Source organism: Pseudomonas lundensis, from assembly GCF_015377145.2.
Lineage (GTDB): Bacteria > Pseudomonadota > Gammaproteobacteria > Pseudomonadales > Pseudomonadaceae > Aquipseudomonas > Aquipseudomonas lundensis.
On record NZ_CP062158.2, the window covers coordinates 4357346 to 4372205 of the forward strand.

A 14860-nucleotide genomic window follows, 5' to 3' on the forward strand; every position below is an offset into this window, starting at 1 on the left:
GTCACCCTGACCGCCTTGTAACATCGTCTGACGCCCTTCACGCTCCATTCCTGCAAGACGTATTGCCTTCGACCTGCGCGCGTGTGGCAGGCCTCCCAGCGCACCACCTGAAAACCCGGCAGCCGCCGACGCGCCGAGCAACACGGCTCAGGCGTCTTTGAGTGACGATCAGGGTTGGGTTGGCACGCGAGATCGGTCTGACCGAACGCTGTGCATTCGATCACAACGGCGTGCCAAGGCAGCGGCTACGGGCAGAAAGCAGTAGCCGCTACCAGACGGTTAGCGCGGGACGACGGGCTTGCGCGCAGGCTTTTTGCCTTTGCCGCCTTTGGCCGCTTCATGGCGCTCTTTGGCAGCCTGCTTGTTACGGGCAAATGCCGCAGCCTTGGCTTGCTCACGCTTGTCCCACGGGTTGCCACCGTCGCTGGCGCGTGGCGGCAGGCCGGTGTGCTGGGTGAGGATCTTGGTGGTGGAGTCCTTGGCCACTTTGTGGCTACCGGCCGGTGTCGAGTTTTTACGACGGGCACTCTGATAGCTGTCAGTGGCGGGCTGATGCAACGGGATCAGTTGATCCTTGCCCGAACCGATCAGGTCAGCGCGGCCCATGCGGGTCAATGCTTCACGCAGCATCGGCCAGCCTTTGGGGTCGTGATAACGCAAAAACGCCTTGTGCAGACGACGCTGCTCTTCGCTCTTGACGATGGTCACCGAGTCACTCTTGTACGTGACCTTGCGCAGCGGGTTCTTGCCCGAGTGGTACATCGCCGTGGCCGTGGCCATTGGCGAGGGGTAGAACGCCTGCACCTGATCCGCCCGGAAGCCGTTGCCCTTGAGCCACAGCGCCAGGTTCATCATGTCTTCGTCTTTGGTGCCGGGGTGAGCGGCGATGAAGTACGGAATCAGGTACTGCTCTTTGCCTGCCTCCTTGGTGTACTTCTCGAACATGCGCTTGAACTTGTCATAGCTGCCAATGCCCGGCTTCATCATTTGGTTGAGCGGACCTTCCTCGGTGTGTTCCGGGGCGATCTTCAGGTAACCGCCGACGTGGTGGGTCACCAGCTCTTTGACGTATTCCGGCGACTCGACCGCAAGGTCGTAACGCAGGCCGGAGGCAATCAGGATCTTCTTCACACCCGGCAAGGCACGGGCGCTGCGGTACAGCTGGATCAGCGACGAGTGGTCGGTGTTCAGGTTCGGGCAGATGCCGGGGAACACGCACGACGGCTTGCGGCACGCGGATTCGATTTCCGGGCTTTTGCAGGCTATGCGGTACATGTTCGCGGTCGGGCCGCCGAGGTCAGAAATGACGCCGGTGAAGCCAGGCACTTTGTCGCGGATCTCTTCGATTTCGCGAATGATCGATTCTTCGGAGCGGTTCTGGATGATCCGGCCTTCGTGCTCGGTGATCGAGCAGAAGGTACAGCCGCCAAAGCAGCCGCGCATGATGTTCACCGAGAAGCGAATCATGTCGTAGGCAGGAATTTTTTCCTTGCCATACGCAGGGTGCGGAACACGTGCGTAAGGCATACCAAACACGTAGTCCATCTCTTCAGTGGTCATCGGAATCGGAGGCGGGTTGAACCAGACGTCCACTTCGCCATGCTTCTGCACCAGCGCACGGGCGTTGCCCGGGTTGGTTTCGAGGTGAAGCACACGGTTGGCGTGAGCATACAACACCGCATCGGCACGGACCTTTTCGACGGACGGCAGACGGATCACCGTTTTGTCACGGGTCATGCGCGGGCTGGCCAGGATCTGCACGACCTTGGCTTCACTCGGGTCTTCAACCGGGCCTTTTTCCTGCTCGATGGCGCAGGCCTGGGTGTCCTGCGTGTTCACGTACGGGTTGATGATCTTGTCGATCTTGCCCGGACGGTCGATGCGCGTGGAGTCGACTTCGTACCAGTCTTTGGGCGTGTCACGACGAATGAACGCGGTGCCGCGCACATCGGTGATGTCTTCGATCTTGTGACCGTACGACAGGCGTTGAGCCACTTCGACGATCGCGCGTTCGGCGTTGCCGTACAGCAGGATGTCGGCACACGCGTCGATCAGGATCGAGTTGCGCACGCGGTCTTGCCAGTAATCGTAGTGCGCGATACGACGCAGGGAAGCCTCGATACCGCCCAGGACAATCGGCACATGTTTGTAGGCTTCTTTACAGCGCTGGCTATATACCAGGCTCGCACGGTCCGGACGTTTGCCCGCCATGCCACCGGGGGTGTAGGCGTCATCGGAACGGATTTTCTTGTCAGCGGTGTAGCGGTTGATCATCGAATCCATGTTGCCGGCGGCGACGCCGAAGAACAGGTTCGGCTCACCCAGCTTCATGAAGTCGTCTTTGGACTGCCAGTTCGGCTGGGCGATGATGCCCACGCGAAAGCCCTGGGACTCCAGCAAACGACCAATGATGGCCATGCCGAACGACGGGTGATCGACATACGCATCACCGGTCACGATGATGATGTCGCATGAATCCCAGCCAAGCTGATCCATCTCCTCCCTGCTCATTGGCAGGAATGGCGCTGGCCCGAAACATTCGGCCCAGTACTTGGGATAGTCAAAAATTGGCTTCGCTGCTTGCATGTCGATGACCGGTGTTGAGTGCAAAAAAGGACGCGACATTTACGGAGAAATTCGCGGGCGCGGAATATAGCACAAAAAATAACCAATTCCGACGGCAATGGTCGGCTTTCCCCCTAACCCTTTCGCGGCGCTTGCCTGTACAGGTTCGAGCCGGGCATTTGAGCCTATATACCTAACACCTTACCCAAAAATCCGTGGATAGCCTGAGGCGACTCAACGCCTTCCATGGAGCAGTCAATGAACGAGCCCGATCAAACAACCACAAGTGAGCCTGCCCCCGAGCCCATCCCGTTGGCGCATGCCGATTTCATTTCGTCACAGTTACCCCAATGGGTGACCCAAGCCCCGCACGCTACCCGCCAGACCTTGCGTAGCAGCCTGATCAAGAGCAATCAATCGCGCCACGCTTTGAAGGCGCTGCTGGACGAAGTCCAAAGCCCGCAGGCTTTTTGTCAGCCTTTATTGGATGCAGCCTTGCGACAGACATTTCTTGGTGCGCTCGATGACAACAAGCACATGTTTGTGCGGGATTTGAAAAACAGCCATTTGCTCGGGCTCATCAAAACCCATGCAGGATATTCAATGCATTCGCTGCTGGAAGCAGCCATGCAGAATTTCCAGCCTGACGAGGCCGAAGAAGGCGGGCTTGAGACGGGCACGGGCCTGTACCCGAAAACAACGCCGCTCAAGGCGCCCTTGAACCTTTCAGCGACACGATTTGCACGCATGTGCCGCTCACTGGACCTCGGCAGTCAGTATCAGCGCCACCTCAATGAATGCTTCGATCCGCTGCTCGGCTCACAGGCCAGGCGCACACACGATCAAGTAAGAATGCTGTTCGCCCAGAAGGAAAAAGATGCGTTTGAGTGCGCCGCACACATTGCCCTTCTGCGGGACAAACTGAACAGCTCCCTTTATCAGACCTTGCTGGATCTGCACCGTGAAGGCCGGCATTCAAGCCTGTTGTGCAGTCACTTGACCATCAATGGCGTGGCGTTGCCCAGCGTGCTGGTCATCAGCGACCGACATGTTGCTCATCAGGTGCTGCTGTATACCCCGAATGACCCGTTCGCCCTGTTTCGTCAGCATGCGTCGATGGAAGAACTTGCAGCTGAGCTTGCCAAACGCCTGAGAAACCCTCACTACCTCGCACTGTTCAACCGACTCGTGCCACACCGATATCAAGGCACGCTGTTTACTGTTTCTGGTACCACACTGGACATCCTGCCGGGGAAGTACTCTCGCGGGGTTATAGCTCCGCACATTGACCAACTGGTGGCCCGAACAGATATCCAGTGCGATGTATTCGAAGCCATTGCTCAACAACAGATCAATCAAATTAAAAGCTATGCAAGGGCCTTGGTCGTCTCCACAGGCGAGACCGACAGACGCGCTCGTGAGCAGCGAATGGAGCACTACCGCGAGATCGGTAAAACCTTGTTGTTCTTCGCGGCGTCATTTATTCCTGTGGTGGGCGAAGTGTTACTGGCGGTCACGGGCGCCCAGTTAATAAGTACTGTTTTTCACGGCATCGAGGCCTGGAGCCGCGGCGATAGCGACGAAGCCTTGAACTGCCTGATGGATGTGGTCGATAACGTAGCGCTGGCAGTGGTTAGCGCAGGCGCTGTCAAAACGGCTGGATTCACGGCCGGTTTGGTCAGGGTAAAACTGGGCAACCAAAGCACACGGCTGTGGAACCCCGACCTCACACCTTATCGCCATTTCAATGAATTACCCGAAGAGGCGATTGCAGATGGTCAGGGGTTGTACCTGCACGATCAGCAACATTACGTGAAACTGGACGACCACCTGCACGCCGTTAACCGAGATCAGAAGACCGGGCTCTGGCAACTGGTCCATCCCTACGCTGAAGACGCTTACAGGCCGACGTTACTCACCAATGGCAAAGGCAGTTGGCGCCTGGAGCACGAGAATCCGCAAGGTTGGGATCTGTTGAAGCTTTTTAAGCGGTTGATCCCTGAAACCTCAAACATCACCCGCGCCAACGTGGCGTCGATTCTGCATATCGCGGACGAAGAGAGCGCCACACTGGTGCAACTCCATCAAGAGGTCTTGCGGCCCCCTCCTTTACTGCGCGATGTGATTAAACGCTTCAATCTGGATGCCGAAATAAACACATTTGAACTCAACCATGCGGATGGAACGCAACAAACCGCTCACTCTCCCCTCATTCAGTTTTACCTGACGGCCTCGCTGCCGGAATGGCCGAAGAACCGGGTTTTACAGGTGGTGGACTCACAAAACAGATCGCTGTTGGCGCATGGCAGTTCAGGCACCGTACTCAAGGTTTCACAGCCGCGCTTTGCAAAAGGCCAGCTCTTGCAGGTACTGGCAGAACAGCTGCCTTCCGACACCCTCGACAGCCTCGTTACTCCCATTGAAGTGCCGGCAGAAGCCCTGCCGTATTTCAGCAGCCTCGATAAGTTGGCCATTCGCCTGACCGACGAACTGGAGGCGAATAAGCAGCAGTTGTTGACGTCGCTGTACAGGCACAGTGAAGCCCCCTCTTCAGGCATGGACGTGTACCTGCGCAACTTGAGACCGGAATTGTCGCAGAGCCATCGCGAAGAGCTGCTTGCGGTGCTCAGCGACGAGCAGGTGGAGGAGCAACTCGCGCACAAGAAGCCTCTCGATGATCTGCAGCGCTGGGAAGCTGACCGCTACGCACAGCAGATGAGCACGAGTCGTATCAAGGAAGGGATACACCTGGACTCAGCCTCCACGCCCGAAAGCGTGACCTGCATTCTGTCCCTGCTTGAGCGATTACCGGGCTGGCCCGCATCACATCGCCTGGAAATACGTCAGGGTTTCTCCAGCGGAACACTGGAAGGCGGTGCAGGCGAAATGAACGAAACAGGCCGCTACATCCTCGCCCCCAAGGGCGAGCTGTTTATGCCCCACCACTCAACTGGCGAGCCGATTGCTGGCGCCACAGACCTGTATAAGGCAATCGAACTCACGCTGACCCCAACCCAGCGTTCGGCCCTGTTCGCAGCGACCCAGAGTCGTTCGCTCAAACAAGCCGTTCGCGAATTCGGCCTCAGGCACATGGACAGTATCTGGCTGCCAACCAGGCTGCTACGCCCTAAAGTCATCCCGGTTTCATCAGTCGGGCACCCGTTCGATCCATTATTCGCCGAACCAACCGCCCCGAAGCAACTCACCTTAAGAACCGACGGGATCTATGAGGGCCCGACTCAGGCAGATGGTTTCTCCCGGCACTACGTCCTTGAAGGTGAACGGTTTTACCGCATCAGGTCTGACCCATGGGGGTGGCAATTGATTGATGCCCGCAGCCCGTCCAGAGCCTACAAACCGTATGTCCGCAAAAACGCGCAAGGCATGTGGGAAATCGACCCACAGAAGGGCAAGTTGCTGGGAGGCATGCCGGACTCCCCTTTAATCCGTCGTGCCGCCGAAGCGGGGGAAAGCCAGCCGCCCCTTAGCCCCACCAGCGGCCTGGAGTCTACGGATGACGAGCTTGAGTCGATGGTCTCGACAGACGATGAGTTTGAATCGGCACGCTCATCTGACGAGTACGCCTCAGCCGAAGAAAGCTTCTCACCTGAGCCTTTCAGCTTTATGGAACTCATGAAAATGCGTTCACAAGAAAACTATCAACACAGCCAGAACTACCGCCGCGTCTATAACCGATACAACAATGGCAGGTATCCGATCCGTGACATGGATGGCCAGCCCTTACGCATACGCTTCATGCAGGCGATTGGTAAGTCCCTGACTTCTGACATCAGAATCCCCAAAAGCAAAATCACGCCCTACATTCAGTGGCAAGGGTACGAAAAGGTCGCCCGCCTCTATGAAGACAAAATGGAGGTGGCCACGTTCACGGCAGCGCATCAGAAATTCCCGCAGGAAGCCGCACTGATAGGAGAAAAGACGGTGATTGCCCGGCGAACGCTTCAAAAGCATGAAGTGTTGGGACTTTACGGTGGGGAGTTACTGCCCAAGATCGTGGCTACTTATCGTCAGGACCCTTATCTGTTATCCGTCGAACCCCACAAGCTACCTAAACCCGGCGAACGTGCACCCGACGCGTTAACCAATGATGTATTGCTCTCTGGCGACAACATCACGTCACGCATCAATACTATTTTTGAGTACGAAGATAACTATCCCGTGCGGCAGGCCACGTCCGGTTACAACGTCGAGGCCGTGCCGTTTGATATGGACGTACAAAAAGGCACCCAGCCCATGCAGCGCTTGCAATTGACTGCTCTGGTCGCCAATGACGTGATCCCTGCGGGTACAGAGTTGCGCTGGAACTACCAATACAGCGAGCCCGTCATCAGAAAGATGTTCGGCCCGCCACCCTCCTGACACGGGCAGAAACGCATTACTCGTCGTCGAAGTTGTAACTGCCGGGCGCCAGGTTTTCAAAGCGGGTGTATTTGCCGATGAACGCCAGACGGGCCGTACCGATCGGCCCGTTACGCTGTTTACCGATGATGATTTCAGCCACGCCCTTGTGCTCGGTTTCGGGGTGATACACCTCGTCCCGGTACACGAACATGATGACGTCGGCGTCCTGCTCGATCGCTCCGGATTCACGCAAGTCGGAGTTGATCGGGCGTTTGTTGGGACGCTGTTCAAGGGAGCGGTTGAGCTGTGACAGTGCCACCACCGGGCAGTTGAATTCCTTGGCCAGTGCTTTCAAGGAACGCGAAATCTCGGAAATTTCGTTGGTGCGGTTATCACCGCCCGAACCCGGGATCTGCATCAATTGCAGGTAGTCGATCATGATCAGGCCGATGTCGCCATGTTCGCGCACCAGGCGCCGTGTCCGCGCCCGCATCTCAGACGGGCTGATACCGGCCGTGTCATCGATGAACAGTTTGCGGTCGTTAAGCAGATTGACGGCCGAGGTCAACCGCGGCCAGTCATCGTCTTCGAGCCGGCCCGCCCGCACTTTGCTCTGGTCGATGCGGCCCAAGGACGAGAGCATACGCATGATCAGCGATTCACCTGGCATCTCCAGGGAGTAGACCAATACCGCTTTTTCACTGCGCAACACGGCGTTTTCAACCAGGTTCATCGCAAACGTGGTTTTACCCATCGAGGGACGACCGGCCACAATGATCAGGTCGGCCGGCTGCAAGCCGCTGGTCATGTTGTCGAGGTCGGTGTAGCCAGTGGACAACCCGGTGATGGCGTTGTCGGTGTTGAACAGCGTATCGATCCGGTCAATGGCCTTGGTCAGCAAATCGTTGACGCTGACCGGGCCGCCGGTTTTAGGCCGGGCCTCGGCAATCGCGAAGATCTGGCGCTCGGCTTCGTCGAGAATTTCTTCGGCAGTGCGGCCTTCAGGGTTGAACGCACTGTCTGCGATTTCAGTACTGATGCCGATCAATTGGCGCAGTGTCGCCCGCTGACGAACGATCTGCGCGTACGCCTTGATGTTCGCCACCGACGGGGTGTTCTTGGCCAGTTCGCCCAGGTAGCCCAGACCGCCCACTTGCGACGTCTGACCTTCCTTGTCCAATTGCTCGGCAAGGGTCACGACGTCAATCGGGGAGTTCTGGTCCGCCAGCTTGGCGATCGCCCGGAAGATCAGGCGGTGGTCATGTCGATAGAAATCGCCGTCCGATACTTGATCCAGCACGCGTTCCCAGGCGTTGTTGTCCAGCATCAAACCACCGAGCACGGCCTGTTCAGCCTCGATGGAATGCGGTGGCACCTTCAGGGATGCGGTTTGCAGGTCATATTGCTCAGGAGCGGAGATATCGTTCATGGCCACGTGTAATTTTGGGGTGAAAATCAGGGTCTGCAGAAAGACAAAGGGCACGACCTGTGAACAGGATCGTGCCCGATGTTAACCGTCCGACACACAAGGTGCCAGTCAGTCAGACTGCTTAAGCAGCTACCACAACAACGCGTACGGTTGCTTCAACTTCGGCGTGCAGGTGCACGGCCACGTCGAATTCGCCAACGTTACGGATAGTGCCGTTCGGCAGACGAACTTCGCTTTTTGCAACTTCAACGCCAGAGGCGGTCAGTGCATCAGCGATGTCGTGAGTGCCGATCGAACCGAACAGCTTGCCTTCGTCACCAGCGGTGGCAGTGATAGTCACTTCCAGCTCAGCCAGTTGGGCAGCGCGAGTTTCAGCCGAAGCTTTCTTGTCAGCTGCTGCTTTTTCCAGCTCAGCGCGACGCTCTTCAAACGCAGCCAGGTTGGCAGCGGTTGCAGCGGTGGCTTTGCCGTATGGCAGCAGGTAGTTACGACCGTAACCGGCCTTAACATTTACTTTGTCGCCCAGGTTGCCCAGGTTTGCGACTTTTTCCAGAAGGATCAGTTGCATGTGAAAATCCTCTTAACTTTTAACCTTCACCGTTCGCAGAGTCTTTATCGACGTCTTTCGGCGCCAAACGTCCGCGAAAATCAATCAGGCTGTCGACAATGGCCAAAACCACGAGCAACGGATAGATCAGCTGCATAAACAGCAACAGCGTGACGTACAACCCCACCAGCCAAAACTTGGCCAGTCGCTTTTGCGCCACCAGCCCATGAATCAGGGCCAGCCCGGCGAAGAACAACACTACGCTGCACAACGGCGTGAGCATGGCCATTTGTGGTCCGAAGTTCGGACCGACCAGCATGCACGCCAGCAACAATAGCGCTGGACCCAGCGGTAGGCGGATGCTGCGAAATTCGCTGGCAAAACCGCCCGGGTTGTACAACAACGCTTGCCAATAACGCCCAAGCATCAGGCTCAGCACGCTGACGACCTGCATCAAAGCTGCAATCAAACCGGTCAGGACAGGTGCAATAAGTGCTCCAAGGCGCGCTCGCTCTACGTCAGATAACTTGTCGTAGAGCCCATTGAGGACCTGCGGCAAGAGTTTTTCCAACTCTTGCGCCATCGCACCAATGGGTTCGCGGAAAACCGTGCCCAGGATTACGCCATACACACCACCCAACGCCACGCTGACCAGCAGCACGCGGTGCCAGGGCTGCCCGGCGCGCAAAAACAACGCCAGACCCAGAGTTCCCAGCAACACCATCAAGGTGCGGGGTTCTCCGATAAACCACCAGACCAAGGCCGGCAGTAACGCCCATGAGAGGATGCTTAACGCATCTCTCGGACCGCGCCGCAGGAGCACAAGGCTACCTGCAGCAGCACTCAACCAGAACAAGAACGGCAATGCCGCACATCCGGCCACGACTAACGTGGCCTGCACACGGCCTCGCATGATGAACTCAGCTAAGGCGCGCATGCTTCAATCCTTTACTGCTTGTCGACTGCCCGGTCTCAGCGGCCGTGGCTGTCGGTGTAGGCCAGCAGGGCCAGGAAGCGGGCGCGCTTGATAGCGGTGGCCAGCTGACGCTGATAACGAGCTTTAGTACCGGTGATGCGGCTTGGAACAATTTTGCCGGTCTCGGATACGTAAGCTTTCAGAGTGTTGAGATCCTTGTAATCGATCTCTTTCACTTCTTCTGCTGTGAAGCGGCAGAATTTACGACGACGGAAGAAACGTGCCATGTAATTGGCTCCTCAAAAGGTCCGTGGATTACTCGTCAGCGTTATCGCTGGCGTCGCTGTTATCGCTGTCATCGCCATCGGCGCTGTCAGAATGCTCAGGACGGTCACGACGCTCACGGCGCTCACTGCGGTTCTCTTCAGCCTTGAGCATCTCGGACTGGCCAGTTACGGCTTCGTCGCGACGGATGACCAGGTTACGGATCACAGCATCGTTGTAACGGAAGTTGTCTTCCAGCTCAGCCAGGGCTTTGCCAGTGCACTCAACGTTCAGCATCACGTAGTGAGCCTTGTGAACATTGTTGATTGCGTAGGCCAGTTGACGACGGCCCCAATCTTCCAGACGGTGGATTTTGCCGCCGTCTTCTTCGATCAGCTTGGTGTAACGCTCTACCATGCCGCCGACTTGTTCGCTTTGATCCGGGTGGACCAAAAAGATGATTTCGTAATGACGCATGAATGCTCCTTACGGGTTGTAGCCTGCCGCTAACTGAAAAGCGGTCAGACAAGGAGTGAATGACACTTGTGTGTCTTGCCTAGAGAGGCACATATGCGCCCGCCATGACGGCAAGGGGCGCAATTGTAGAGAAGGCACAACAGAGGCGCAAGGCAATTGGTGATTATTTGAACAATCAGGCCATGCCTTGCCTGGAGTCGCTGCCGCAGAGCGCGGCAGCGACTACACAACTGGCTTATTTCTTTTTAGCGGGCGACTTGGCTTTAACGCTGCGCTGACGCAGGGCTTCGAACAGGCAAACACCTGTGGCCACCGAAACGTTCAAGCTGCTGACGCTGCCAGCCATCGGCAAGCGCACCAGGTAGTCACAATGCTCACGCGTCAGGCGACGCATGCCTTTGCCTTCGGCACCCATAATCAGGATGGTCGGCCCGGTCAGGTCTTGCTCGTACAGCTCCTGCTCGGCTTCACCGGCAGTGCCGACAATCCAGAGCCCGCGCTGCTGAAGCTTTTTCAGGGTCGCTGCAAGGTTGGTCACCGCCACCAACGGGATGACTTCCGCAGCACCACAGGCAACTTTTCGCACCGTCGGTGTCAGCGTTGCCGACTTGTCTTTAGGCACGATGACAGCCAAAGCACCTGCCGCATCGGCAGTACGCAAGCAAGCCCCCAGGTTATGCGGGTCGGTTACGCCGTCCAGTACCAGAATCAGCGGTGCACCTTCGGTACGGTCGAGCAGCTCGTTGAGCATTGCCTCGCCCCACACCTGGCTCGGGCTGACATCAGCCACGACACCTTGGTGTACGCCTTCGACCCACACGTCCATTTCGCGACGCTCGGCATTGCCGACCGGCACGCGATTTTCATCAGCCAGCGTGATCAGCGTCTGCACGCGAGGATCGCTGCGACCCTCGGCCAGCCACACTTGCTTGACGCGTTTTGGGTGATGACGAAGCAACGCTTCTACGGCGTGAATACCGTAGATTTTTTCCAACTGACTCATGACTTGGCCTTAGGTTTGCGCGACCCGCCGCTTTTGGCGGCAGGCGCGACGCCCGATTTTGGCGGGCCTTTACGGTGTTTGCTTGGCTTGGAAGGCTTGCCCGCATCTTTAGCGGGGGCTGCCCTCCCCGACTTTCCCGGCGCCGATGTCCGACCGCCGTTTTTCGATTCGCTCAGCAGCGCCTGCTTCAATTCACGGCTTTTACGCAGCTCGGCATTTTTGGCGGCTGCGTCGCTTGGGCGATAGGCGTCGTCCGAGTTTTTGCTGGACTTGGCAGGTGCGCGACGCGGCGCCTTGGCGGGTTCGGCCACTTTCTCAGTGTCGTACCCGCTCGGCTTTCCGGCTGGCTTGGTCGATTTGGCAGCCGGTTTCTCAGCCCCACGATTTTTACGACCGATTGGCGCGCTGAGGGTTTTCTCAGCCATCTCGAAGTCGATCTTGCGCTCGTCGAGATCGACGCGCATGACCCGCACTTCAACGGTGTCGCCCAAACGGAAGCTACGGCCAGTGCGCTCGCCCGCCAGGCGGTGGTGCACAGGGTCGAAGTGGTAGTAGTCACCCGGCAAGGCCGTGACATGCACCAGGCCTTCGACGTAGATATCGGTCAGTTCCACGAACAGGCCAAACCCGGTCACGGCCGTGACAACGCCTGGGAACGACTCGCCTACGCGGTCTTTCATGAACTCGCACTTGAGCCAGTTGGTCACGTCACGCGTGGCTTCGTCGGCACGGCGCTCGCTCATGGAGCATTGCTCACCGAGCTGTTCGAGGGCGGCTTCGTCGTACGGGTAAATACGCGCTTTGGGAATGGTCATCGCACCTGCACGGCGAACGTGCGGGGTGTCCATTTTGGAGTGGATCACGCTGCGAATCGCACGGTGCGTGAGCAAGTCCGGGTAGCGACGGATAGGCGATGTGAAGTGCGTGTAGGCTTCGTAATTCAGGCCGAAGTGGCCCTGGTTATCAGCGCTGTATACCGCTTGGCTCAGGGAACGCAGCATAACGGTCTGGATCAGGTGGAAATCCGGACGGTCTTTGATGCTGGCCAACAAGGCCTGATAGTCCTTCGGCGTAGGGCCGTCCTTGCCTTTATGCAAGGTCAGTCCCAATTCACCCAGGAAGGCACGTAGTTTTTCCAGACGCTCTGGCGGCGGGCCATCATGCACGCGGTACAACGCAGGGATTTCGTGCTTCTTGAGGAATTCAGCCGTGGCCACGTTGGCCGCCAGCATGCACTCTTCAATCAGCTTGTGTGCGTCATTGCGGGTGGTTGGGCGAATTTCAGCGATTTTGCGATCAGACCCGAAAATAATGCGGGTTTCCTGCGTTTCAAAATCAATCGCGCCACGGGTGTGACGGGCCGCCAGCAAGACCTTGTACAGCGAGTAAAGTTGCTTGAGGTGCGGCACCACGTCGGCGTATTCGCTGCGCAGTTGCTTGGCTTCGCTGGTTTTAGCGTGCTCCAGCATGGTGCTGACTTTGTTATAGGTCAGACGCGCCTGGGAATGGATCACCGCTTCATAGAACTGGTAATCGGTCATTTCGCCGGTTTTCGAGATGGTCATCTCGCACACCATCGCCAAACGATCGACTTTCGGGTTCAGGGAGCACAGGCCGTTGGACAGCTCCTCGGGCAGCATCGGAATCACGCGCTCAGGGAAATACACCGAGTTGCCACGCACTTGCGCTTCAGCATCCAGCGCCGAGCCGATTTTCACGTAACTGGAAACGTCGGCGATGGCCACGTACAGCTTCCAGCCACCCGAGAACAGGCGCAACTTGCCCGGCTTGGCTTCACAGAAGACCGCGTCATCGAAGTCGCGTGCATCTTCGCCGTCAATGGTGACGAACGGCAAATGACGCAAGTCGATGCGCTTCTCTTTGTCTTTTTCTTCCACTTCCGGCTTGAGGCGACGCGCTTCTTTTACAACACCTTCAGGCCAGACATGCGGGATGTCATACGTGCGCAGGGCAATGTCGATTTCCATGCCCGGCGCCATGTAGTTACCCACGACCTCAAGCACATCACCTTGCGGCTGGAAACGCGGCGTCGGCCAGTGGGTGATCTTCACTTCCACAAACTGACCGACTTTTGCACCGGCGTTGCGACCTGGCGTGACCAACACTTCTTGCTGGATCTTCGGGTTGTCGGCGACGACAAATCCGATGCCGCCTTCTTCGAAGTAACGGCCCACGATGGTTTCGTGAGCACGCGATACCACTTCAACAATGACGCCTTCACGACGGCCACGGCGATCCAGCCCCGAAACACGGGCCAGCGCACGGTCGCCATCAAAGACCAGGCGCATTTGCGCCGGGCTCATGAACAGGTCATCACTGCCGTCATCCGGGATCAGGAAACCGAAACCATCGCGGTGACCACTGATGCGGCCGAGAATCAGGTCAAGTTTGTCCACCGGGGCATACGTGCCACGACGGGTGTAAATAAGTTGCGCATCGCGCTCCATCGCTCGCAGGCGACGACGCAGGGCTTCGATCTGGTCTTCCGTGGTAAGACCAAACTCCTCTACCAACTGCTCGCGAGCAGCCGGCGAACCGCGCTCGGCCAGATGCTGAAGGATCAGCTCGCGGCTAGGGATAGGGTTTTCGTATTTTTCCGCTTCACGTGCGGCCTCGGGATCGAGGGTCTGCCAATCGGCCATTAGATAGTTTTCACCTTGTCTATATGCGGGTTAGTTTGGCATACGCGTATTGAAACGGGAAATTTCGGACTCACTCAGAGCCTTATTAGTCCTTTCTGACGCGCTTTGCGGCTGCCTTGTAACCGTTCGCGAAAAATTTTCGATATTTTTATTCACAACGCTTTACAGGTCAAAGGGCCATCCGTATAGTGCGCGCCATCGACAACGGCAACGTTGAAGATGCTGCCCAGATGGTGAAATTGGTAGACACGCCAGCTTCAGGTGCTGGTGACCGCAAGGTCGTGGAAGTTCGAGTCTTCTTCTGGGCACCAATTTAGAGATGGAGATTAGTACAATCTTCAGCCTCACACAAAAACCCGCGAAAGCGGGTTTTTGCGTTCTAAGCCACTGATTTAATAAAACTAAAACAGGGGTTTACAGAATTAAAAGTGCTCCGTATAGTGCGCCACATCAACAGCGGCAACGTTGCTGATACTGCCCAGATGGTGAAATTGGTAGACACGCCAGCTTCAGGTGCTGGTGACCGCAAGGTCGTGGAAGTTCGAGTCTTCTTCTGGGCACCAATTCAGGTTTACAGCTCTACGCTGCAAATCACTCAAAAAGCCCGCGAAAGCGGGCTTTTTAGTTTCTGTCT

9 protein-coding genes and 2 tRNA genes are annotated in these 14860 nt (G+C 57.1%); 3 read left to right on the forward strand and 8 right to left on the reverse strand.

Translation table 11 applies throughout. From position 1 onward, the window contains the following. Window positions 1-279: 279 nt before the first annotated feature. Window positions 280-2586 carry a YgiQ family radical SAM protein gene (locus IF654_RS20465; protein ID WP_047279951.1) on the reverse strand — a complete coding sequence of 769 codons (2307 nt, stop codon included), beginning with the start codon at window positions 2584-2586 and terminating at the stop codon, window positions 280-282. A 366-nt stretch (window positions 2587-2952) separates the two neighbouring features. Here IF654_RS20465 and IF654_RS20470 point away from each other — a divergent pair, with 366 nt between their 5' ends. Beyond that, window positions 2953-6945: a dermonecrotic toxin domain-containing protein gene (locus tag IF654_RS20470; RefSeq protein ID WP_194862109.1), complete on the forward strand. Its 3993-nt coding sequence runs from the start codon at window positions 2953-2955 to the stop codon at window positions 6943-6945. A gap of 16 nt (window positions 6946-6961) precedes the next feature. Here IF654_RS20470 and dnaB read toward each other — a convergent pair whose 3' ends face one another. The 7 genes from dnaB to rnr form a co-directional block, all read right to left on the reverse strand. Next, complete coding sequence (dnaB, locus tag IF654_RS20475; protein ID WP_047273273.1) at window positions 6962-8356, reverse strand: replicative DNA helicase; 1395 nt, start codon at window positions 8354-8356, stop codon at window positions 6962-6964. Between the two features lie 121 nt (window positions 8357-8477). Further along, entirely contained in the window at window positions 8478-8924 is a 447-nt protein-coding gene (gene rplI / locus IF654_RS20480) for a 50S ribosomal protein L9 (protein WP_010563337.1), read from the reverse strand. Window positions 8925-8943: 19 nt separating this feature from the next. Beyond that, on the reverse strand, window positions 8944-9840 hold the full coding sequence (locus tag IF654_RS20485; protein ID WP_047273137.1) for a YybS family protein: 897 nt from the start codon (window positions 9838-9840) through the stop codon (window positions 8944-8946). 35 nt (window positions 9841-9875) lie between these two features. Next, window positions 9876-10106, reverse strand: coding sequence for a 30S ribosomal protein S18 (rpsR, locus tag IF654_RS20490; RefSeq protein WP_003171373.1), 231 nt, complete (start codon window positions 10104-10106; stop codon window positions 9876-9878). A 28-nt stretch (window positions 10107-10134) separates the two neighbouring features. Beyond that, complete coding sequence (gene rpsF / locus IF654_RS20495; protein ID WP_003439045.1) at window positions 10135-10560, reverse strand: 30S ribosomal protein S6; 426 nt, start codon at window positions 10558-10560, stop codon at window positions 10135-10137. A 235-nt stretch (window positions 10561-10795) separates the two neighbouring features. Then, window positions 10796-11563, reverse strand: a complete 768-nt coding sequence (rlmB, locus tag IF654_RS20500) for a 23S rRNA (guanosine(2251)-2'-O)-methyltransferase RlmB (protein WP_047273136.1) — start codon at window positions 11561-11563, stop codon at window positions 10796-10798. Beyond that, on the reverse strand, window positions 11560-14226 hold the full coding sequence (rnr, locus tag IF654_RS20505) for a ribonuclease R (RefSeq protein WP_047279949.1): 2667 nt from the start codon (window positions 14224-14226) through the stop codon (window positions 11560-11562). The genes rlmB and rnr overlap by 4 nt, the downstream gene beginning before the upstream one ends. Window positions 14227-14450: 224 nt before the next feature. Here rnr and IF654_RS20510 point away from each other — a divergent pair. Together IF654_RS20510 and IF654_RS20515 are read left to right on the forward strand one after the other, a co-directional pair. Next, window positions 14451-14537, forward strand: a tRNA-Leu gene (locus tag IF654_RS20510). A 165-nt stretch (window positions 14538-14702) separates the two neighbouring features. After that, window positions 14703-14789: transfer RNA gene (locus tag IF654_RS20515), tRNA-Leu, on the forward strand. The last annotated feature ends 71 nt before the right edge of the window (window positions 14790-14860 follow it).

Coding starts and splice junctions, on each gene's coding strand:
- IF654_RS20465 (WP_047279951.1), bottom strand. CDS start 2,586: ATGCAAGCAGCGAAGCCAATTTTTGACTATCCCAAGTACTGGGCCGAA.
- dnaB (WP_047273273.1), bottom strand. CDS start 8,356: ATGAACGATATCTCCGCTCCTGAGCAATATGACCTGCAAACCGCATCC.
- rplI (WP_010563337.1), bottom strand. CDS start 8,924: ATGCAACTGATCCTTCTGGAAAAAGTCGCAAACCTGGGCAACCTGGGC.
- IF654_RS20485 (WP_047273137.1), bottom strand. CDS start 9,840: ATGCGCGCCTTAGCTGAGTTCATCATGCGAGGCCGTGTGCAGGCCACG.
- rpsR (WP_003171373.1), bottom strand. CDS start 10,106: ATGGCACGTTTCTTCCGTCGTCGTAAATTCTGCCGCTTCACAGCAGAA.
- rpsF (WP_003439045.1), bottom strand. CDS start 10,560: ATGCGTCATTACGAAATCATCTTTTTGGTCCACCCGGATCAAAGCGAA.
- rlmB (WP_047273136.1), bottom strand. CDS start 11,563: ATGAGTCAGTTGGAAAAAATCTACGGTATTCACGCCGTAGAAGCGTTG.
- rnr (WP_047279949.1), bottom strand. CDS start 14,226: ATGGCCGATTGGCAGACCCTCGATCCCGAGGCCGCACGTGAAGCGGAA.